The sequence below is a fragment of the Methylorubrum sp. GM97 genome (genome assembly GCF_024347855.1).
GTDB lineage: Bacteria > Pseudomonadota > Alphaproteobacteria > Rhizobiales > Beijerinckiaceae > Methylobacterium > Methylobacterium extorquens.
The window spans coordinates 2,317,207-2,336,391 of record NZ_AP025942.1 but is presented as its reverse complement, the minus strand read 5'-3'; the positions used below and the strand labels follow the sequence as shown (position 1 = coordinate 2,336,391).

Sequence of the window (19,185 nt, the reverse complement as noted above, 5' to 3'; positions counted from 1 at the left end):
GGCGCGGCCATTTCGCGTTTCAGGCAGCGGCGTCGCGGGCGGCGATGGTCTCGGACCAGACCACGGCGCGGCGGGCCACGCCGATATGCTGGCGCTCGTACATGCGGCCCTCGACCTTGATCGCCGCGCGCTTGGCGTTCTCCGGCAGATTGAAGGCCTCGATCACGAGGCGGGCGCGGCGCACCTCCTCCTCCGTCGGAGCGAAGGAGGTGTTGGCGGGCTCGAGCTGGTTCGGGTGGATCAGCGTCTTGCCGTCGAAGCCGAGGTCGCGCGCCTGCCGGCACTCCTCGCGGCAACCCTCCGGATCGGCGATGTCGTTCCACACGCCGTCGAGGACGATCAGCCCCTCGGCCCGGGCCGCGGCCAAGGTCAGCATCATCCAAGGCAGCATCGGCACGCGCCCGCGCACCAGCTGCGCCCAGGTGTCCTTGGCCAGATCGTTGGTGCCGAGCACGAACCCGGTGAGCCGGTTGCGACGGTCGCGGCGCGCCTTGGCGATCTCGTGGATGTTGAGGATCGCGGCCGGGGTCTCGATCATCGCCCAGACGGCGATGGAATCGGGGGCGTCGAGCGCCTCCAGCGCGTCGGCCACGCTTTCCAGCACGGCGGGCGAGGACACCTTCGGCATCAAGATCGCATCGGGCTTGGCCTGGATCGCCGCGCGCAGGTCGCCGTCGCCCCAGGGCGTCTGGGGGGCGTTCACCCGGATCACGAGTTCGCGATGGCCGTAACCGCCGCCCTTCACCGCGGCACAGACCTGATCGCGGGCCAGTTCCTTCTCCTCCATGGAGACGGCGTCCTCGAGATCCAGGATCAGCGAGTCGGCGGGCAGCGTCTTCGCTTTATCGAGCGCCCGCTGGTTCGATCCCGGCATGTAGAGAACACTGCGGCGCAACCGCAAATCGGACATGTCTCGTCTCCTCGCAGGGGCCGGTGAGGGGCCCGGTGCGCCGCTCCCCACCCTCATTTGAATGCATAATACGAACAATCCCGATCGGTTGGAAGCGGCCGGAAGCGAAGCTATTTAACCGCGAGCGCCCGGTCACCGCCAGAGGGCGCAACTTCGCCTTGCGGCGCAGCCGTCCGGATCTCGGAACTTGGCCGACGCGCCCGAACCGAATTTCGGCCTCGCTCCCCCCTCGGGGACGACGCTTCATCCTGGAGAATCCCATGCCCTTGATGCGTTTCGACCTGATCGAGGGCCGCAGCGACGCGGAACTGAAGGCGCTTCTCGACGCCGCGCACGAGGCGATGCTCGAAGCCTTTCAGGTGCCGCCAGGCGACCGCTACCAGATCGTGACCGAGCACAAGCCTTCGCGGATGATCGTGGAGGATACCGGCCTCGACATCCCCCGCACGCGGAATGTGGTGGTCGTGCAGATGATCACCCGGCCGCGGGGACGCGAGAAGAAGGAGCTGTTCTACCGGCTGCTGACCGAGAAGCTGCAGGCCGCCTGCGGCATCGCCCCGGCCGACGTGATGGTCTCGACGGTGGAGAACACCGACGAGGATTGGTCGTTCGGGCACGGCCGGGCGCAGTTCCTCACCGGGGAATTGTGAGCCCCGGCCATCCACCTTCCGTCACAAGCCAGTCGATGAGGGCGGTGAGCGCGGGCGACTTGTCGGCATCGAACGGCGTCAGGGCGAAGTAGGCGGCGCGCCCGACCCGGATCTCCGGAAAAGGCGCCACGAGCCGGCCCGCGGCGACCATCCGGTCGAGCACGGGAAACGGCCCGATGCCGAGACCCGCGCCGTCCTCAAGCGCCTGCAAGGTCACGAAGAAGTGGTCGAAGACCCGGCGGCGCACGCCGCCGGGGAGTGTCACCGCGGCGGCCGTGAGCCAATCGCTCCAATCCCCCGGCCGGGTCTCGGTGCCGAGGAGGATGTGACCGTCGAGGTCGCGCAACGTCGCGAGCGGTTTGTCCCGCAGCAAGGCGGGGCTTGCCACCAGCGTGTCGGTCTCCGTCAGGAAGGGCACGGCGCGGTGCTGTGGCCAGGGCTCGGGGCCGCGCCGGATCGCGAGGTCAAACCCGCCGCGCAGCGCATCCTGCAAGGTCGTCGTGGTGGTGACCCTGACCTCCGTGCCGGGCCGAACCGCATGGAAGCCGTCCAGGCGCGGGATCAGCCAGCGCATCGCGAAGGTTGCGGGCGCGCTGACCCGCAGAACGCGCGGCGCCTGGGGCCGCCCGCACGCTTCGGCTGCCGCCGTGAGCCGGTCAAAGGACAGGCTGATCTCCTCGGCGAAGACGCGTGCTGCCGGGGTCGCCACCATCCGCCGCCCGACCCGCACGAACAGCCGCTGGCCGAGCCACGTCTCCAGGGCGGCGATTTGCCGGCTCACCGCGCCGTGGGTCAGCCCGAGTTCGAGCCCGGCCTGCGCGTAGCTGCCGGCCCTGGCCGCGACCTCGAACACTTGCAATGCGTGCAGCGGCGGTAGCCGGCGCATATCCCTCACCCCATCGATGCGTGAGAAAATCGCACGAAACCCGTGAGGCAAACGACTCTCATCGCGCAAAACTCACAAGTCTAAGATCGCCGCGCAATCGCAGCCGGAGACTTTCGTGTGAGCCAGGCCGTTCGACTCGATGAATTCCACCGGGCGGATCGCTCGAGCCTCGACCTCAAGCGGCGCAGTCTCGGCGGGGCCTGCCTCGCCCACGCCCTGCACGACGGCTACACCGACCTGCTCTACGTGCTGCTGCCGGTCTGGCAGGCGGAGTTCGGCCTCGGCTATGCCGGGCTCGCCGTCCTGCGCAGCCTCTACTACGCGACCATGGGCGGGTTGCAGATCCCCGCCGACCGGCTGGCGGCGCGCTGGCCGATCCGCATGAGCCTCGCCGTCTCGACCCTCGTCGCCGCCGCGGGCTTCGGTGCGATGGCGCTGAGCGGCAGCCTGTTCGGGCTCTGCGCCGGTCTGGTGCTCGCCGGGATCGGTGCGAGCCTCCAGCACCCCCGCGCCTCCCTCCTCGTCGCGCGGGCCTATGGCAGCGCCGCGCGCGGGCCGCTCGGGATCTACAATTTCGCCGGCGATGTCGGGAAGGCGGTGTTTCCGGTCGTCGTCGCGCTGCTGCTCGGGGTGATGGCGTGGCGGCCGGTCGCCGGACTGATGGCGGCGGTCGGCCTCGCCGCGGCGCTGGCGCTGGTCTTCGTCCTGCCGCGGGGATCGCTAACCGCCGCCCCCCGCGCGCCAGCGGGAGCGGCGGCGAGGGCCGGGGCTTCGCCCTCCTGATGACGGTCGGCGCCTTTGACACCGCCACGCGGATGGGCACGCTGCTGTTCCTGCCCTTCCTGCTGGAGGCGAAGGGCGGCACGGGCACGACCACCGGGCTCGCCCTCGCCCTGGTGTTTTCCGGCGGCGCCTTCGGCAAGGCGGTGTGCGGCTGGCTCGGCGAGCGGCTCGGCATCGTACCTTGCGTCGTCGCGACCGAGACGGCCACCGCCGTGGGGATCGCCGCGCTCCTGGTCCTGCCGCTCGGGCCGACCCTGGCCCTGCTGCCGCTCCTCGGCCTCGTCCTCAACGGCACCTCGTCCGTGCTCTACGGGACGGTGCCGGATCTCGCGCCGCGGGGGGATGTCGGCCGGGCGTTCGCGCTGTTCTACACCGCGGTAATCGGATCGGGCGGCCTTGCGCCGATCGCTTACGGAGCACTGGGCGACAGGGCCGGCTCGGCCGTCGGCCTTCTGGCCGCCGCCGCCACGGCGCTCGCCATCGTTCCGCTGGTCCTTCGATTGCGCCGGCCGCTCGCGGCCAGCGGCCAGGCTTGAGCAAGAACAAACGCGAATTCAGCCTTTGTCTTCGGCTATACGGCCAAGTCACGAAACAAAATCAGGTCAACCTTTCGTCAAGATCGAACGTCAAGGGCGTCCTCGAAGTGCTTTTCGAAGGGACGACCGGATGCGAAGAACCTGCCTCGGCGCCTGTGCCGGCCTTGTGCTGCTCGCAGGAATGTCCGCACCCGCGCAGGCCGAGAACCGGACGGCGATGAGTGTCGGAGCCGGCGCCGTGGCCGGTGCGCTCGTGGCCGGGCCGGTCGGCGCCGTGGTGGGTGCGGTGGCCGGCGGCTTCATCGGCTCGAACAGCAGCGCGCGTCCCCGTTCCACCCGCAAGCGCCGCGCCGCCCTGCGCCGGTCGGTCCGTGCGCCCCGCCGCGCGGCGATGGCCGAGCCGGCGGTCGCCCGCTCCGAGGCGCCGCGGGTGATGACCACCGGTGGCGCGAGCGCCGCCGCACCGGTCCGTTCCGGCTGGCAGGATCCGCGTTGAGCGTGCCCGGACCGGCCCTGGCAAGTGTCGCTTTCACGTCACAGCCAGGGAAATGCGCAAGCGTGGCCGGTCCGGTGCCATTTTCATGACGCGATGCGGCGCGCAGGATCACCTCATGCAATCGTCCGAGAGCGAGGAAGCGATGGCTGATCCGAGCGCCGACCCGAACCGAACGGACCGACTGCAGACGGTGTCCTGCCTTGAGCGGCCCGTCGTCAGCCGGGTGACCAAAGGTGTCGCCTCCGCCATCGGCAAGCGCCTGTCCGTCGATAAGGACGGCGCCCTGCCCGATCGCCTCGCCTCCCTCGTGGATCGTCTCCAGGCCGGACCTCTCGGCCGCACCTCCCTCAAGCATCGTCGAGTTGCCTGAATGTCCAAGTTCGATCGCGCCCTCAACGACGCCGCCGTAGTCCCCTTCCCCGCCGCCGCCGCCGAGGCGGTGGCCGACGAGAACGTCGCCTCGATCATCGAGGTGCTTCAGGATCAGCTCAAGCTCGCCCGCGAGGGCAAGCTGCGCTCGGTCGCCGTGGTCTCGGTCTCGAACGATGGCAGCGCCATCGGCACGCAGTGGTCCTGCGCCCATGGCGACGTAGCGAGCCTGATCGGCAAGCTCACCGTCCTGTCCCACGACATGATGGCCGCGCGGAACTGAGTTTTTCTTCGAACGGCTTCGAAAGCAGAAAAGGCGGCGCTCGCAGCGCCGCCTTTTCTTTATGTCGACGGGTTGTTAGTGTTCGTCCGACGCGTCGTGCCGCGCATGACCCCGAACGGGTCGGAGCCGCGCGCGATCAGGTCCGAAGGCAACACCCTGGACGCGCACATGCAGCGCATCAGGCTTTCTGGTTGCACGCCCGCCCGGCGCATTCATACTGAGGGCGTTGGACGCAAACCTTCCGGTCACGACGACCCTGCGGCTACGGGGCTTACGGCGACTTAGCCGATCGCCGTCCGTGAGTAGGCAGACGGGAAGGGGGTGAGCAATGTGCTGATGTTTCCGCTTCTGCGGATCACCGTCACGAAAAACCCGAGCGGTGAGTGGTCCATGACCATCACGCTCGGGCTCATCATCTAAAGTCGTCCAATAAGAGGGCCCGCAGGTAGCCGCCTGCGGGCCCTCACTTCTGAATATGGTGTGTTGTCAGGACGAAATCAAACCCGTCGCAGACAGCATGACAACTGAAGCGGTCTTCTCTCAGACCAGCCCGAGCTTCTGCGCCAGGCCGATGCGCTGGAGCTTGCCGGTGGCGCCCTTGGGGATCTCGTCGAGGATCAGGATCTTGGCCGGCACCTTGAAGGCGGCCAAGCGCTCCGAGGCGAAGCTGCGGATATCCTTCTCCACCGCCTCGACGCCCTCACGCAGAACGATCGCGGCGGCGACATCCTCGCCGAGCTTGTCGTGCGGCACGGCGAAGGTGACGCATTGCGACACCGCCGGGTGGTCCATCAGGATCTCGTCGACCTCGCGAGGGCTGATCTTCTCGCCGCCGCGGTTGATGATCTCCTTGAGACGCCCGGTGATCGAGAGGTAGCCCTCAGGGCTCAGCACGCCCTGGTCGCCGGTGCGGAACCAGCCCTGCTTGGTGAACGCCTCGGCATTGGCCTTCTCGTTGTTCTCGTAGCCCTTCATCACGTTGTCGCCGCGGATGACGATCTCGCCGGTCTCGCCCGCGGGCAGCGGCTCGCCGTCCAGATCGACCACCGCGATTTCCGGGCCCGCCGCGAGGCCGACCGAGCCCGCGTAGTGGGGCTTGGGCGGCAGCGGGTTCGAGGCCATCTGGTGCGCGGCCTCGGTCATGCCGTAGGCCTCGATGACGGGGGCGCCGAAGGTCTCTTCCAGCTCCTTCATCACCTGCGGCGGTAGGGACGAGGACGAGGAGCGGATGAAGCGCAGCGGGTTGCGCGCGATGATTTCCTTGTTGCGCGCGGCCCGGCCCAGGATCGCCTGATGCATGGTCGGGACGCCGGTGTACCAAGTGGGGTTCACCTCATCCATCCAGCCGAAGAACTTCAGCGCGTTGAAGCCCGGCGTGCAGGAGACCTGGCCGCCGACCGAGAGCGGAGCGAGGATGCCGGCGATCAGGCCGTGGATGTGGAACAACGGCATGATGTTGAGGCCGCGATCCTCGGGCCCGAAGGCGAGCGCGGTGCGGATGTTGCGCGCCGAGGCGCAGACATTGGCCTGCGTCAGCGGCACGATCTTCGGCCGCGAGGTGGTGCCGGAGGTGTGCAGCACCAGGGCGATGTCGTCCGAACCGGCGGGGCCGCTCTTCTCCGTGGGACCGGTGCTCTCGCTGGCAAAATGCAGCGTGAAGCTGCCGGCGCCCTCGTCCGGGGTCGGCCGCAGGCGGGCGACCGACACGCCGAGCTTCTCCGCGACCGCGACGGCCGGCGTCTCGGAGCCCTCGGCGACCAGCAGGAGCTTGGCTCCGAGGTCGCTCATGTAGAACTCGAACTCGTCGGCCTTGTAGCTCGGGTTGAGCGGCGCCGAGGTGGTGCCGGCGGCCACCGCGATGAAGGCGGCGGCCATCTCCGGGCCGTTCGGCAGCACGATCGCGACGCGGTCGCCGCGGCCGATGCCGCGGGCGTTGAGGTCGGCGACCGTACGCTCGGTCAGCGCCCGCAGGGCCTGGAACGTCAGCGGCACGCCGCCGGGGCTCGACAGGGCGGGGGCCGCATCGGCGCCGGCCTGGATCAGCTCGTGAAGAGTCGTCGCGGGCACGCTGGCCTCCTTGGAATCGGTGGGGAGAAGGGCGGAAGGTTCGGGCAGAAGCATCGTCATGCTCCCTGGATCGCGAGGCGACCCTGGGCGCGTTCGAGGCTCTGGGCCAGGAGCCGCATCAGGGCGAAGACGGTGTCGATATGCGGGGTCGGGGTGCCGGTGAGGCGGCCGAGTTCGATCACCGAGCCGACGAGGGCTTCGAGCTCGATCGGCCGGCCGGCCTCGACGTCCTGAAGCATCGAGGTCTTGTGCGGGCCGACCTTCTCGGCACCGGCGATGCGCTTGTCGATGCCGAGGCGGAAGGTGACGCCGAGCTTGTTCGCGATGACCTCCGCCTCGCGCATCATCTCGGCGGCGATCGCCCGGGTGTCGGGGAAGCGGCAGATGTCTTCCAGCGTCGCGTGGGTCAGCGCGGAGATCGGGTTGAAGCTGAGGTTGCCCCACAGCTTGAGCCAGATCTCGGCGCGGATGTCGCTCGTGACGGGCGCGCGGAAGCCGGCCTTGGCAAGGCGCTGCGACAGGGCGAGCACCCGCTCCGACTTCGAGCCGTCGAGTTCACCGAGACCGAAGCGGTTGCCCTCGATCACCTTCACGGTGCCGGGATCGGTGAGCACGGTCGCCGGATAGACCACCGAGCCGATGACGTGTTTGGGGTCGAGATGGTCGGCGATCAGCCCGCCGGGATCGGCGCTTTCCAGCCGCGTGCCGGCATGGTCTCCACTGTAGCCGCCCAGAAAATACCACCACGGAATCCCGTTCTGCATCGTCACCACAACGGTGTCGGGGCCGATCAGGTGGTGCAGGTCGGCGGCGATCGGGCCGACCTGATGCGCCTTCACCGTCAGCAGCACGACTTCGTGCACGCCCGCCTCCTGCATGGAGCGGGTCGCCTTGACGGATTTCGAGTGGATCTCGGTGCCGTCCTCCTCAATCAGGCGCATGCCGTCCGCCTGGATCGCCGCCGCGTTGGAGCGGGCGATGAAGGTCACGTCCTCGCCGGCCTCCGCCAGCCTGACTCCGAGATATCCGCCGATGGCGCCGGCGCCGACGATCGCGATGCTCATATTCTCACCCGTGCTGCCGTTTTTCGCTCCGCCGGCTTCGTTCTGAAACGCCGTTCGAGGCCAGTTCCGTCCGGCCGCGGAGACCACTTTTGCTTGAGCGTGCCGTTAATCGAACCGGTTCGAGAGCGTTCCAATGCCCTCGATCACCACTTCGACCGTGGCACCCTTGGGGATCGGCCCCGACCCAACCGAGGTACCGCAGGCGATCACGTCACCCGGCTCCAGCGTCATGCCCTGCGAGAGCTGCGCGACGAGCCGGGGGACCGGGATCAGCATGTCGCCGATCGGGAAGTTTTGACGTTCGCGCCCGTTCACCAGGGTCCGCACGGTCAGGGCCGCCGGGTCGAGCCCGGTGGCGATGACCGGACCGAACGGCCCGAAGCCGTCGAGGCCCTTGGCGCGGGTCCACTGCGTGAAGCTCGCATCCGCCTTGAGGATCGCCGAAGCAGTGACGTCGTTCACGCAGGTGAAGCCGAAGACGTGGTCGGCGGCTTCTTCCTCGGTGAGGTCGCGCGCCGTTTTGCCGATCACGATTCCGAGTTCGCCCTCGTAGAGCGCCCGGCCCGCCGCTTCCGGCACCGCCACCGACGCTCCGGAAGGCCGGAAGGTGTTGGCGGGCTTGATCAGGAACAGGGGCGCCTCGGGCCGCGACAGGCCCTGCTTTTCCATGAGCGCCCCGAAGTTGTTCCACAGGGCGATCATCTTCGAGGGCCGGCAGGGCAGGCCGACGCTCACTTCCGCGAGCGCCAGCACCTGCCCCGTGGATCTGTTCTCGCCGAACAGGTCGCCCTCGCAGACCTCGATCCGCTCTCCGTCGAGCCGGCCGAAGCCGGGCTCGCCGTCATGGACGAAGCCGATCCAGCGCGTCACGGTCACCTCCGTCACTGGTTGCGGGCCACGAAGCGGGCGCGCATCGGCTTCAAGACGAAGAGCGCGAGGAAGCCGGCGATGAAGGCCATGCCGGAGGCGAGATAGAACACGTTCTGCCAGGAGCCGGTCGCGGTCTGGATCGCCAGGAAGGCCGGCAGCATCAGCGAGGCCGTGCCCTTGGCGGTGTAGAGCAGGCCGGCATTGGCGGTGGCGTTCTTGTCGCCGTAGGTGTCGGCGCAGGTCGAGGGGAACAGCGAGTAGATCTCGCCCCAGGCGAAGAACACGAGGCCGGTGAGCAGCACGAAGGCCATCGGCGAGTGGGCGAACATGCCGAGCGCCAGGATGCCGGCACCCTCGATCATGAAGGCGGCGAACATGGTGTTCTCACGCCCGATCCGGTCGGAGATCCAGCCGAAAACCGGCCGGGTCACACCGTTGAGCACCCGGTCGATAGTGAGCGCGAAGGTCAGCGCCGGCAGGGTCAGGCCCATGAGCGAGACCGGGATCGAATCGACCTGGAAGTCCTTGGCGATGGGCGCGAGCGAGGCCGTCGCCATCAGGCCGCCGGCGGCCATCATCACGAACATCGCGTACATCAGCCAGAAGACCGGGGTGCGCACCATCTCGGCCGACGAGTATTGGCGGCGGCTGGTGGCGTTGGGGGAGACGCGGCCGGCCAGCATCCGCTCCTTGTAGGCAGCACTCGGCGAGGAGAGCAGCAGGGCGGCGACCATCACGACGATACCCTGGCCGAGGCCGAAGGCGAGGAAGGTCTGCTCGTAGCCGCTGTCGCGGATCATCGCGGCGATCGGGATGACCGTGAGGGCCGAGCCCGCACCGAAGCCCGCGGCGGTGAGGCCGGCGGCGAGGCCGCGGCGATCGGGGAACCACTTGAGGGCGTTGCCGACGCAGGTGCCATAGACCGCGCCCGCACCGATGCCGCTGATGGCGGCGGCCAGATACAGGAACCACAGCGAGTCCGCGACCGAGTTCATCGCCCAGCCGACGGCGCAGAGCACGCCGCCGAACAGCGTGACGACCTTCGGGCCGTACTTGTCGACGAACCAGCCCTCGATCGGCACGAGCCAGGTCTCGGTGAGGACGAAGATCGTGAAGGCGACCTGGATCGCCGGCTTGCCCCAGTGATACTTGTCGTTGATCGGATTGACGAAAAGCGTCCAGCCGTACTGCAGGTTGGCGATCATCGACATGCACAGCACGCCGAGAATGAGCTGTCCCCAGCGCCCGCCCAGAGGCGAATCGGCGCGCGAGACGGAATAAGCACTAGCGCCGGGTAATGGATCGGCGGCTTGAACGGCCATGGAGCGGTCCCTCGAACTCACGTCTTCTTGGCGGACCGGAACGGGTGCCCGGCTTAGCCATATTGGAATTTTGGATACCGCATACGTAACCGCTCGTGACCCAAGCGCTGACAGGAAAATATTTGGCCGCCGCGCAGATATTTTTTGAACGTCGGCGCAGCGTTGGCGGCCGTGAATGCCCGCTGCCAGCGCGTGTGCGGCGATGCACACCACATCATAGGAGTGGAACCAAGCGCTTGGGGCTCCCGTTCAGTTTGCCGAGAGCGTCGCGACGCGGCGCAAGAGCAATGAACGAGGAAACGCGATGAGCAGCACGACCGACAAGATCAAGGGTGCCGCCAACGAGGTCGCCGGCAACGTCAAGCAGGGCGTCGGCAACGTGACCGGCAACGACAAGCTGCAGGCCGAGGGCAAGGCGCAGGAGCTCGAGGGCAAGACCCAGCGCACCGTCGGCGAGGCCAAAGAGGGCGTGAAGAACGCCGCCGATGCGGTGAAGAGCAAGCTCTAAGGCGCGAGGCCGGCGGGATTTTCCAATTAAAATCCGACGGCTGGAGCCGCACCCGATCGGGTGCGGCTTCTTCGTTTCGGGCCCCGTCGTTGGGGGCTCGGCAGACATTTGATCAAAAGGAATTCATCATGAACAGGGACCAGATCGAGGGCAGCCTCCGCAACCTCAAAGGCCGCGGACGCACCGTGTTCGGCGCCGTCGCAGGCCGTGCCCGCCCGCAGGTCGAGGGTGCCTACGAACAGGTCGCAGGCGTGGCGCAGGCGGCCTACGGCCGGACCCGCGAGCGAGCCGAGGACATCTACGAGGACGGCTACCGTATCGCCGACCAGGCGGTCTCCCGCGGCCGGCACCTGCGTGACGAGGCCGCGCAACGGGGCCGCCATCTCCACGACGAGGCGCATGTCCGCGGGCGGCATCTTCGCGACGAGGCGGACCGGCGCGGTCGCGCCCTCGCATTGCAGGCCGAAGAGAACCGCGGCACGACCCTGGCGCTGGTCGCCGCGGCGGCCTTCGGCCTCGGCTGGCTCCTCAGCCGCCGTCGCTGACGCCGACCCGTCTCACCGCCTCCTTGGCGTCGTAGAGGACACGGTCGGCCCGCGCGAGCAGGGCATCGACCGTGTCCTCGGGGCCCTGTGCCGAAGCGAGGCCGAGGCTGGCGCCGATCCGCACCGTCTCGGCCTCGATGGCGATGGGTGCAGCGATGACCGCGCGAACGGCCTCGGGCGGCATGGTCACGCCGTCGGGCACGATCAGGACGAATTCGTCGCCTCCGGGCCGTGCCGCGAACAGGCCGTGCGAAGCCGCCAGTTCGGCCAGGCGGCGACCGATCTCCGTCAGGACGCGATCGCCCGCGGCGTGGCCGAGGCGATCGTTGACGGGCTTGAAGCCGTCGAGATCGAGGCAGAGCACGCCGGGGCGTTGTCCGGCGGCCAGCTGCCCCGCGAGATGCTCACGCAGATACATCCGATTCGGCAGGCCCGTGAGGTCGTCGTGTCGGGCGAGGTGGCGGAGCCGCTCGTTCGCCGCCTCTCGCTGCGTCACATCCCGGTCGATGCCGCGATAACCGCGCAACGCGCCGTCGGGACCCAACAGCGGCACGCCGCTCGTTTCCAGCACGACGAGGCTGCCGTCCTTGCGCAGGTTGCGGTTGAGAAGCTGGGTGAAGGGCCGTTGCTCGGCGGCGATGGCGCCGAAGATCCGGCCGACCCGCTCGGCCTCGTCCGGCGGCATGAAGTCGAAGGGGGTGCGACCCAGCACCTCCTCCGGCTCGCGGCCGAGCAGGGCGACGCATTGGCGCGAGGCGTAGGTGTAGCGCCCCTGCGCATCGACCTCCCAGATCCAGTCCGAGTTCTGCTCCAGCATCTCCCGCAGGCGGGCCAATTCCCGGCGCATCGCCGCGGACGAGTCGTCATTCGCCGCGCCCGTATCGGAAGGCATCCCGCCAAGCCCGTTCTGAGGAAAGGTGTTCATGGCAATTCGGCAATGGCAAGCGAGGCAATCCGGCAGCTCCTAAGCCAGCTTGACTAACGTGTGGTTGATGCGGTTTCCGCTTGATCGCAGCCGGAAGCCTATGAACGCGCCGGCGCGTCGCTCGAACCGCGACAAAGGAGATGACAGCATGCCGGCGCGATCCTGGCTCGACCTGACGACGGCGGAGATCCGGGCCCGCGACATGAGCCGCACCATCGCTGTACTGCCGGTTGCCGCGGTGGAGCAGCACGGGCCGCACCTGCCGCTCGGCACCGACACCCTGATCGCGGAAGGCTATCTCGCGCGGGTCGCACCGCAGGTGCCGGAGGCGCTCGACGTGCTGCTCCTGCCGGTCCAGAGCGTCGGCAAGTCGGATGAGCACGATTCCTTCCCCGGCACGCTGACCCTGACCGCGCCGACCGCGCTTGCGGCCTGGACCGAGATCGGCGCGAGCTTGCACCGGGCGGGCTGCACGAAACTCGTGATCGTCTCCTCCCATGGCGGCAACAGCGCGCTCATCGACCTCGTCGCGGGCGAGCTGCGCGGTCGATTCGGTATGGTCGCGGTGACGACCTCTTGGAGCCGGCTCGGCCTGCCCGAGGGGCTGTTTCCGGCCGGTGAAATCCGCCACGGCATCCATGCCGGCGGCATCGAGACCGCCTTGATGCTGGCGCTGCGGCCCGACCTCGTCCGGCGCGATCACATCGAGGATTTCGAACCCCGCACGGTGGCGATGGAGCGCGACTTCGCGCTGCTGCGCGCCGGCCGCCCGGCGGCCTTCGCCTGGAAGACGGAAGACCTCCACCCGTCCGGGGCTCTCGGCGACGCCCGCCTCGGCACGGCGGAAGCGGGCGAGGCCGCCCTCGCTTACGGCGCGCAGGCCTTCGTGCGGCTGCTGGAGGAGGTGGATCGGTTTTCGCTGTAGCGGGCGTCAGGCCGCGGACGATCGGACCGTTCGAGCGAAGGCTTCGACCGCATCGCAGGCCTCCCCGACGCCATCCTCCTGCGCCATCCGTGCCTTGGCCGCCGCGCAGGCCTGGGCGACGTGCGGATCGGTCAGCAGCCGGCGCAACGTGGACGTCGCGCGGGCCGGCGTGAAGCGGCGGCGGCTCAACGAGGTGCCGACCCCGAGCCGTTGCAGCCAGCGCGCCTCGTCGAAGTGATCGAAGGCGACGGGCACCACCAGCTGCGGGATTCCGGCCGCGAGCGCCTGCGCGACGGTGCCGATCCCGCCATGGTGGATCAGGGCCGCGCAGCGAGGCAGCACGCGGCTGAACGGGGCGTAGGGGACGTGCAGCACGCTCGCAGGCAGGTCCGTCGGCACCTGCCCGCCCTGTGGCGCCAGGAGGAGGCCGCGCCGTCCGAGCCTTTCGCAGATCCGCAGCGCCGTGCGGAAGAAGCCATGGCTCCCCGACATCGCCGATCCGTAGGTGAAGGCCAGCGGCGGCCCCTCGTCCAGGAAGCGCGCAACGGCGGGCTCCAGCTCGGCGACATCGCCGAAGCGATCCGCGAGCGGGAAGCCGACCTGCAGCGATTGGGGCATCCGGTGTGGCTGCGGCGCGGCGTACCATCGCGGAAAGGCGAACAGGACGCGCTGCGGGCTGCTCCACCAGCGGCGGAGCCGGAGCACCGGCGGCAGGTCCAGCCTCGCGCGGAATTCGTTCAGGGCCGGCAGGGCGGCGGGCCCGATCACGAAACGGTCGGCACCGCGCCCGATCCAGTGCCGGAAGCGCGCCGGCAGTCGCTCGGAGAGCGGGAGGCCCGGCAGGATCGGCGGATCGGTACGGCTCCGGGCGAGCAACGGCATGAGATGCACCGTGACGACGTCCAGCCCGAGCTTTTCCTGCGCCACCCGCGCCCCGAGCGCCAGCGTCGAGGCGAGCACGATGCTCTCGCCGGGCCGTGCGTTCCCGGCCAGCCAATCATAGACCGGCTCGGTCGCGGCCGAGACATGGCGAAACATTGCTCCAACGCCGCGCCAGGGTCGCCAGAGTTCGGTCTCGGTGGCGGCCAGACGGTAGTCGTTCTCCGTCCCGAGGGCGAAGAACGGCAGGTCCGCCCGGGCGGCCATGGCCGCGAACGGAGCGGGCGCCGCCAGCGTGACCGCGTGCCCCCGCCGTCGCAGCTCGGCCGCGATCGCAAGGAGTGGCAGGACATCGCCGTGACTGCCGACGGCAACGATGAAAACCTGCATCGACCTCAGTGCCGGCTGGCGTCCGGCCGTGCCGGATCAGAGCGGAAGGGCGGGTTCACGTTCGGGGCACGCAGCGGGGGCGAGCACCTGCTCGCGCAGCCGCCGCGGGCCCAAGGTCATCGCGAAGAAATCGTAGGCGCCGGGCCGCTCGTTCGCGAGCAGGAACTGGAAGTGCATCCGGAAGGGACGGAAGCGTACCCGTCGGTAGGTCTCGGGGCAGATCAGGTCGCGAAAGCGCGCCGAGCGCACGAGCGGATTGGCGACCGGCTGCCCGTGCAGCTCGAGACCGAGGTGCTGCAGCGGATTGAAGCCGGGGAAGTTCATCCAATCCTGGGGCGCGTGGAAGTCGCACCAGACGATGCGCCGCTCCGTGACGAGGCCCGCGATCTCCGCCCGCAGGCGCGTGGCGGCCGGCTGCATCGCCACCAGCGGCAGCCCGGACCCGAGCGTCACGAGGGACAGGTTGGCGCCGGAGGTGCCGATCGTCCCGTCACGGGCGAGCACGCGGGCCGCGACCTCGACCGCCGTCAGCCCACCGGAGGAATGGCCGACGATCATCACCTCGTCGGTCGCCTCCCCCGCCGCGGCCCGCGCCGCGAGGGAGGACAGGATATGCGCAGCGAAGGCATCGAGGCGGCGCTCGTAGTCGGGCCGCATGCCCTGGCCGTGCTGCCAGTTGAACACCCAGTCGTTCAGGAGCTGCCAGAAGAAGACGCGGTTCAGGAAGGCTTCGATCGCCTTGATCCAGACGATGCCCGCCACCACGGCCAGAGGCAGCGAGACCCAGAGCGGCCATCGCAGGCTGTGACCGAACGCGTCGCCGAGATGGGCATGGACCGTCACCCCGATGACGAGGGACAGGGCGGTGAGCAGGATCACCATCACGAAGGGGTAGAGGATGACGTTGCCGTACTTCCAGTTCAGTCGGTAGAAGCGGAACAGCAGGCCGATCAGGATCATGTGCAGGGTGCCGACGACGAGAAGCGCCACGCTGAGAAAGCGGGAACGGGCGAAGTCGGCGGCGACGATGTCGTCCCACAAAAGCACGTCGTAGCGGGTCTCGGCCCCATCGCCCTGGTCGGGCGGACTGACGGTCCAGCTTTGAACCAAGCCGTCCTCGCTCGTTTGCGCGCGGGAGATCTCCCGCCTGCCGCCGAACCGCTTGGTGTAGCGAGCCCATTCCCGCACGAAGAGCAGCCGGTAGCGAGTTTTCGCCTCGGGATCATAGCCGGGAATATAGAAGACGTAGCGGTGGCTCACCGATTCCGGCCGGGCCTCCTGCATATCCGGCGGCGTGAAACTCAGCAATTTACGCATACGTCCGAACGCCCCCATCCGGATGACGGTCCTCACGCCGTAGCCGAACGCGTCAGCCGCCTGCGGAAAGAGCCTCAAACCTTTTCGAAATGCACCATCATCCGTTACAACTCTGACAGTTGCGAAAAGGGAGCAAAGGCGGCTCTCGGAATCTGCGTCACGCGAAGGTGAAGATTTTTGTCCTGTGCCGCATCCCGGACAGGCCAGCCGCCGACGAGGACAGTGCTCACGCGCGCTGCCCGACATGTCTGCAAAATCGTGGGGAGAATGGTGCCGGTTGCGGGACTCGAACTCGCGACCTACCGCTTACAAGGCGGTTGCTCTACCAACTGAGCTAAACCGGCAGCGTACAACCCGCTATCAGCCCGCCCCGAACGGCGCAAGCGCATCCCCAGCCGACCACTCCACTTGTTCAATCACCGATCTGTATATTGCGCACAACTGAGCTTGTCTGGGTGACGAGCTCAAGCATTGGGGGCAAGCGGGCCTAAGGCCATTCGCACGAGAATCGATCGAACGCTCGGTTCAGGTTTGGACACAGGCGAACTGGCGGCGGGCTCCCGTCGGAGGCGAAGCAGCCTGCGAGCGGCCGCGTCCTCTGGCTGCTTCCGGATGCCCCTGAGCCCTCGTCCCATGGACCATCGACGCGGCCGCGCCCCGCGCGAGCCTGAGGATCACCGCGGACGCCCCGCCGGCGCGTGCAGCGAGCATGAGCGCAAGCCGAACCGATGATCCGCTGATTATCCCGATGACAATCCACTCAGCCGGACGGATACGCGTCGGCACGGGAGCATGTCCGCCCGATCGGGACGCGGAGCCCGCGAGACTGTCATGACGCAAAGCCCCTTCACCCTCGAGGCGAACGGCCTTGTCCTGGCGGTGCGGTTGACACCGCGAGCCAGCCGAACCGGCCTCGACGGCGTCCGCACGGAGGCGAGCGGGCAGCCTGTCCTGTCCCTGCGGGTGGCCGCTCCACCGGTCGAGGGCGCCGCCAACGCGGCGCTGACCGCCTTCGTCGCCAAGAGCCTGGGGCTGCGGAAGGCGGAGGTGACGCTGCTCTCCGGCGAGACCTCCCGCACCAAGCGCCTGCATCTCTCCGGCGATCCGCAGACGCTCGCGGCGCGGGTGGAAGCTTGGCTCGGCAGGTAAACGCGGCGCGGCGCGGCGGGCCCCTCAGGCGGCCTTGAGCCGTTCGACGATGGCGACCGCCTCGGCGAAGGCGGCCTCGGCGTCGAGTTCGGTGGTATCGAGTACCACCGCGTCCTCGGCGGCTTTCAGCGGGGCGGCGGCGCGGCTCGAATCGCGGGCGTCGCGGGCGCGGATGTCGGCGAGGATCGCGGCGAGCGTGGTCTCCTCGCCGCGGCCGAGCAGCTCGCGATGGCGGCGGCGCGCCCGCTCCTCCGGGGCGGCGGTGATGAACAGCTTCACCCGCGCGTCCGGACAGACGACGGTGCCGATGTCGCGCCCGTCGAGCACCGCCCCCTCCGCCGCCTCGGCGAAGCGCCGCTGCCAGGACAGCAGGGCAGCGCGAACCTCCGGCACCGAGGAGACCCGCGAGGCCGCCTCGCCCATTGCCCGCTCCCGCAGGCGCGGGTCGGTCAGCCGCTCCGCCGACAGGTCGGAGGCCGCCCGCGCCGCCGCTCCCGTGTCGTCGAGGTCGCCCCCCGCGTCGAGCAGGGTCAGCGCGACCGCGCGGTAGAGCAGGCCGGTATCGAGATGCGGCAGGCCGTAATGCAGGGCGAGCCGCTTGGCGAGCGTGCCCTTGCCCGAGGCGGCCGGGCCGTCGATGGCGATGACGAGGGGCGCGTTGTCCCGGTGCACGGCGATATCATCCGAGATCATGCGGCGGCCCCGTCCTCGATCCGGGCGCCGAGCGCCAGCATGGTCGGGCGGAAGCTCGGGAAGCTCGTGGCGATCATCGCGCCGTCGTCCACGGTGACGGGGCTCTTGGCGGCGAGCCCCAGGACGAGGAAGGCCATGGCGATGCGGTGATCGAGATGGGTCGCGACCGTGCCGCCGCCCGCGGGCGCCTGCCCGTTACCGGTCACGATCAGGTCATCGCCCTCGATGGCGTGGGTGACGCCGTTGGCGGCAAGCCCGGCGGCGACCGCCGCCAGCCGATCGGATTCCTTGACCCGCAATTCGTGCAGCCCGTTCATCCGGGTCGTGCCCTCGGCGAACGAAGCGGCGACCGCCAGGATCGGATACTCGTCGATCATTGAGGGCGCCCGCTCGGCCGGCACATCGACGCCCTTGAGGCGGCTCGCGCGCACCCGCAGGTCGGCCACCGTCTCGCCCCCCTCCTCGCGCTCGTCGAGGCGCTCGATGTCGGCGCCCATCTCGATCAGCGTCGTGATGAGGCCGGTGCGCAGCGGGTTCATCATCACGCCGCGCAGGATCACCTCGGAGCCCGGCACGACCAGCGCTGCCACCAGCGGGAAGGCGGCCGAGGACGGATCGGCCGGCACGACCACGTCGGTGCCGCGCAGGGTCGGCTGGCCGGTCAGCGTGACGGTGCGGCCATGGCCGCCCTCGCCCGACGGCGTGACGGTCACCTCCGCGCCGAACAGGCGCAACATCCGCTCGGTATGATCGCGGGACGCCGCTTTCTCGATGACGGTGGTGGTGCCCGGCGCGTTGAGCCCGGCGAGCAGCACGGCCGACTTGATCTGCGCCGAGGCCACCGGCAGCTCGTAGCGGATCGGAATCGCCTCGCGCGGGCCCCGCAGGGTCAGCGGCACGCGCCCCCCCTCGGCCTCGGACACGATCTCGGCGCCCATCTTCAGGATCGGATCGAGGATGCGCCGCATCGGCCGCTTGCGAAGGCTCGCATCGCCGTCGAAGGTCGCGGTCACGGGCTGGCCGCCGACGACGCCCATCATCAGCCGCGAGCCGGTGCCGGCATTGCCGAAATCGAGCACGCCGTCCGGATCCTGCATCCCGCCGATGCCGACGCCGACGATCCGCCAGCGCCCCTCGCCTTCGCGGGTGATCTGCGCCCCGAGCGCCTTCGCGGCGGACGCCGTGCGCAGCACGTCGTCGCCCTCCAGAAGCCCCTCGACTCGCGTCTCGCCGATGGCGAGCAGGCCCAGGATCATCGCCCGGTGGGAGATCGACTTGTCGCCCGGCGGCTTCAGGGACCCGTTCAGGGGGCCTCCGGGAGAGGCGGTGACGGGCTGCGGTTCGGAATCGTGCGACACGGGAATCTGCGTCTTGCTCGAGCGCTGCGCTGAGGCGTGTCGGCACCGAGAGGGCACCGAGAGCCGCCCGCCGGACGGGCCCGGCGTGACCGGCGCCCGTTACCATGCGGACCGGCCCGCGTCATCCGGAAGGCCGGCGACGGCCTCATGCTGCCGCTGGAAACCTCGCCGCAGCTCGGTCGGCCGGTTCGCGGATAGTGTGTTATCTTGCCAGATCGCTTCAGCTTATAGTGATAAACCTCCGGCCGCGGACAAAGCTG

At 69.1% G+C, this 19,185-nt stretch carries 19 protein-coding genes, 1 tRNA gene and 1 pseudogene; 9 read left to right on the top strand and 12 right to left on the bottom strand.

From position 1 onward, the window contains the following. Positions 1-19 precede the first annotated feature (19 nt). Positions 20-910, bottom strand: a complete 891-nt coding sequence (locus tag MSPGM_RS10860; RefSeq protein ID WP_003605195.1) for an HpcH/HpaI aldolase/citrate lyase family protein — start codon at positions 908-910, stop codon at positions 20-22. 260 nt (positions 911-1,170) lie between these two features. Here MSPGM_RS10860 and MSPGM_RS10855 point away from each other — a divergent pair, with 260 nt between their 5' ends. Further along, complete coding sequence (locus tag MSPGM_RS10855; protein WP_003605197.1) at positions 1,171-1,560, top strand: tautomerase family protein; 390 nt, start codon at positions 1,171-1,173, stop codon at positions 1,558-1,560. Here the strand turns inward: MSPGM_RS10855 and MSPGM_RS10850 are convergent. Next, on the bottom strand, positions 1,544-2,446 hold the full coding sequence (locus MSPGM_RS10850; protein ID WP_003605198.1) for a LysR substrate-binding domain-containing protein: 903 nt from the start codon (positions 2,444-2,446) through the stop codon (positions 1,544-1,546). The two genes, MSPGM_RS10855 and MSPGM_RS10850, sit on opposite strands and share 17 nt — an antisense overlap. Positions 2,447-2,563: 117 nt before the next feature. On the opposite strand from MSPGM_RS10850, the pseudogene MSPGM_RS25355 reads away from it, so the two are divergent. From MSPGM_RS25355 to MSPGM_RS10825, 4 genes and pseudogenes are all read left to right on the top strand, one after another. Then, positions 2,564-3,765 (top strand): annotated as a pseudogene (locus MSPGM_RS25355) (MFS transporter). 130 nt (positions 3,766-3,895) lie between these two features. Then, the gene (locus tag MSPGM_RS10835) at positions 3,896-4,261 is read left to right on the top strand and encodes a hypothetical protein (RefSeq protein ID WP_043766117.1); all 366 of its coding nucleotides are present in this window, start codon (positions 3,896-3,898) and stop codon (positions 4,259-4,261) included. A gap of 115 nt (positions 4,262-4,376) precedes the next feature. Continuing rightward, the gene (locus tag MSPGM_RS10830; RefSeq protein WP_003600060.1) at positions 4,377-4,631 is read left to right on the top strand and encodes a hypothetical protein; all 255 of its coding nucleotides are present in this window, start codon (positions 4,377-4,379) and stop codon (positions 4,629-4,631) included. Continuing rightward, positions 4,632-4,913, top strand: a complete 282-nt coding sequence (locus tag MSPGM_RS10825; protein WP_003600059.1) for a hypothetical protein — start codon at positions 4,632-4,634, stop codon at positions 4,911-4,913. Between the two features lie 540 nt (positions 4,914-5,453). On the opposite strand, the gene MSPGM_RS10820 is transcribed toward MSPGM_RS10825, so the two are convergent. The 4 genes from MSPGM_RS10820 to oxlT all read right to left on the bottom strand — a co-directional run bounded on the left by MSPGM_RS10820 (position 5,454) and on the right by oxlT (position 10,236). Next, positions 5,454-7,034: an acyl--CoA ligase gene (locus tag MSPGM_RS10820; RefSeq protein ID WP_003600055.1), complete on the bottom strand. Its 1,581-nt coding sequence runs from the start codon at positions 7,032-7,034 to the stop codon at positions 5,454-5,456. Positions 7,035-7,036: 2 nt separating this feature from the next. Beyond that, positions 7,037-8,044: a 2-dehydropantoate 2-reductase gene (locus tag MSPGM_RS10815; protein WP_003600053.1), complete on the bottom strand. Its 1,008-nt coding sequence runs from the start codon at positions 8,042-8,044 to the stop codon at positions 7,037-7,039. A 105-nt stretch (positions 8,045-8,149) separates the two neighbouring features. Further along, positions 8,150-8,914, bottom strand: coding sequence for a fumarylacetoacetate hydrolase family protein (locus MSPGM_RS10810; protein WP_003600051.1), 765 nt, complete (start codon positions 8,912-8,914; stop codon positions 8,150-8,152). 11 nt (positions 8,915-8,925) lie between these two features. Further along, the gene (oxlT, locus tag MSPGM_RS10805; RefSeq protein ID WP_003600049.1) at positions 8,926-10,236 is read right to left on the bottom strand and encodes an oxalate/formate MFS antiporter; all 1,311 of its coding nucleotides are present in this window, start codon (positions 10,234-10,236) and stop codon (positions 8,926-8,928) included. Positions 10,237-10,540: 304 nt separating this feature from the next. Between oxlT and MSPGM_RS10800 the strand changes: the two genes are divergently transcribed. Further along, a complete protein-coding gene (locus MSPGM_RS10800) occupies positions 10,541-10,744 on the top strand; it encodes a CsbD family protein (RefSeq protein ID WP_003600046.1) in 204 nt (67 codons plus the stop codon). Positions 10,745-10,872: 128 nt separating this feature from the next. Next, positions 10,873-11,289, top strand: a complete 417-nt coding sequence (locus MSPGM_RS10795) for a CsbD family protein (RefSeq protein ID WP_003600044.1) — start codon at positions 10,873-10,875, stop codon at positions 11,287-11,289. On the opposite strand, the gene MSPGM_RS10790 is transcribed toward MSPGM_RS10795, so the two are convergent. Next, on the bottom strand, positions 11,273-12,214 hold the full coding sequence (locus MSPGM_RS10790) for a sensor domain-containing diguanylate cyclase (RefSeq protein ID WP_003600043.1): 942 nt from the start codon (positions 12,212-12,214) through the stop codon (positions 11,273-11,275). The two genes, MSPGM_RS10795 and MSPGM_RS10790, sit on opposite strands and share 17 nt — an antisense overlap. Before the next feature lie 148 nt (positions 12,215-12,362). Here MSPGM_RS10790 and MSPGM_RS10785 point away from each other — a divergent pair, with 148 nt between their 5' ends. Continuing rightward, positions 12,363-13,139 (top strand): creatininase family protein, encoded by a 777-nt coding sequence (locus tag MSPGM_RS10785; RefSeq protein ID WP_003600042.1) that lies wholly within the window; start codon positions 12,363-12,365, stop codon positions 13,137-13,139. 6 nt (positions 13,140-13,145) lie between these two features. Here the strand turns inward: MSPGM_RS10785 and MSPGM_RS10780 are convergent, their stop codons facing one another. The 3 genes from MSPGM_RS10780 to MSPGM_RS10770 all read right to left on the bottom strand — a co-directional run bounded on the left by MSPGM_RS10780 (position 13,146) and on the right by MSPGM_RS10770 (position 16,069). Further along, positions 13,146-14,408 (bottom strand): glycosyltransferase, encoded by a 1,263-nt coding sequence (locus MSPGM_RS10780; protein WP_003600041.1) that lies wholly within the window; start codon positions 14,406-14,408, stop codon positions 13,146-13,148. A 36-nt stretch (positions 14,409-14,444) separates the two neighbouring features. Beyond that, positions 14,445-15,743: a hypothetical protein gene (locus MSPGM_RS10775; protein WP_003600040.1), complete on the bottom strand. Its 1,299-nt coding sequence runs from the start codon at positions 15,741-15,743 to the stop codon at positions 14,445-14,447. Between the two features lie 250 nt (positions 15,744-15,993). Next, positions 15,994-16,069, bottom strand: a tRNA-Thr gene (locus tag MSPGM_RS10770). Between the two features lie 487 nt (positions 16,070-16,556). On the opposite strand from MSPGM_RS10770, the gene MSPGM_RS10765 reads away from it, so the two are divergent. Then, on the top strand, positions 16,557-16,874 hold the full coding sequence (locus MSPGM_RS10765; protein WP_003600039.1) for a DUF167 domain-containing protein: 318 nt from the start codon (positions 16,557-16,559) through the stop codon (positions 16,872-16,874). 24 nt (positions 16,875-16,898) lie between these two features. Here the strand turns inward: MSPGM_RS10765 and cmk are convergent, their stop codons facing one another. Together cmk and aroA are read right to left on the bottom strand one after the other, a co-directional pair. Beyond that, positions 16,899-17,567, bottom strand: a complete 669-nt coding sequence (gene cmk / locus MSPGM_RS10760; protein WP_003600038.1) for a (d)CMP kinase — start codon at positions 17,565-17,567, stop codon at positions 16,899-16,901. Continuing rightward, the gene (aroA, locus tag MSPGM_RS10755; protein WP_003600037.1) at positions 17,564-18,925 is read right to left on the bottom strand and encodes a 3-phosphoshikimate 1-carboxyvinyltransferase; all 1,362 of its coding nucleotides are present in this window, start codon (positions 18,923-18,925) and stop codon (positions 17,564-17,566) included. The genes cmk and aroA overlap by 4 nt, the downstream gene beginning before the upstream one ends. Between the last annotated feature and the right edge of the window lie 260 nt (positions 18,926-19,185).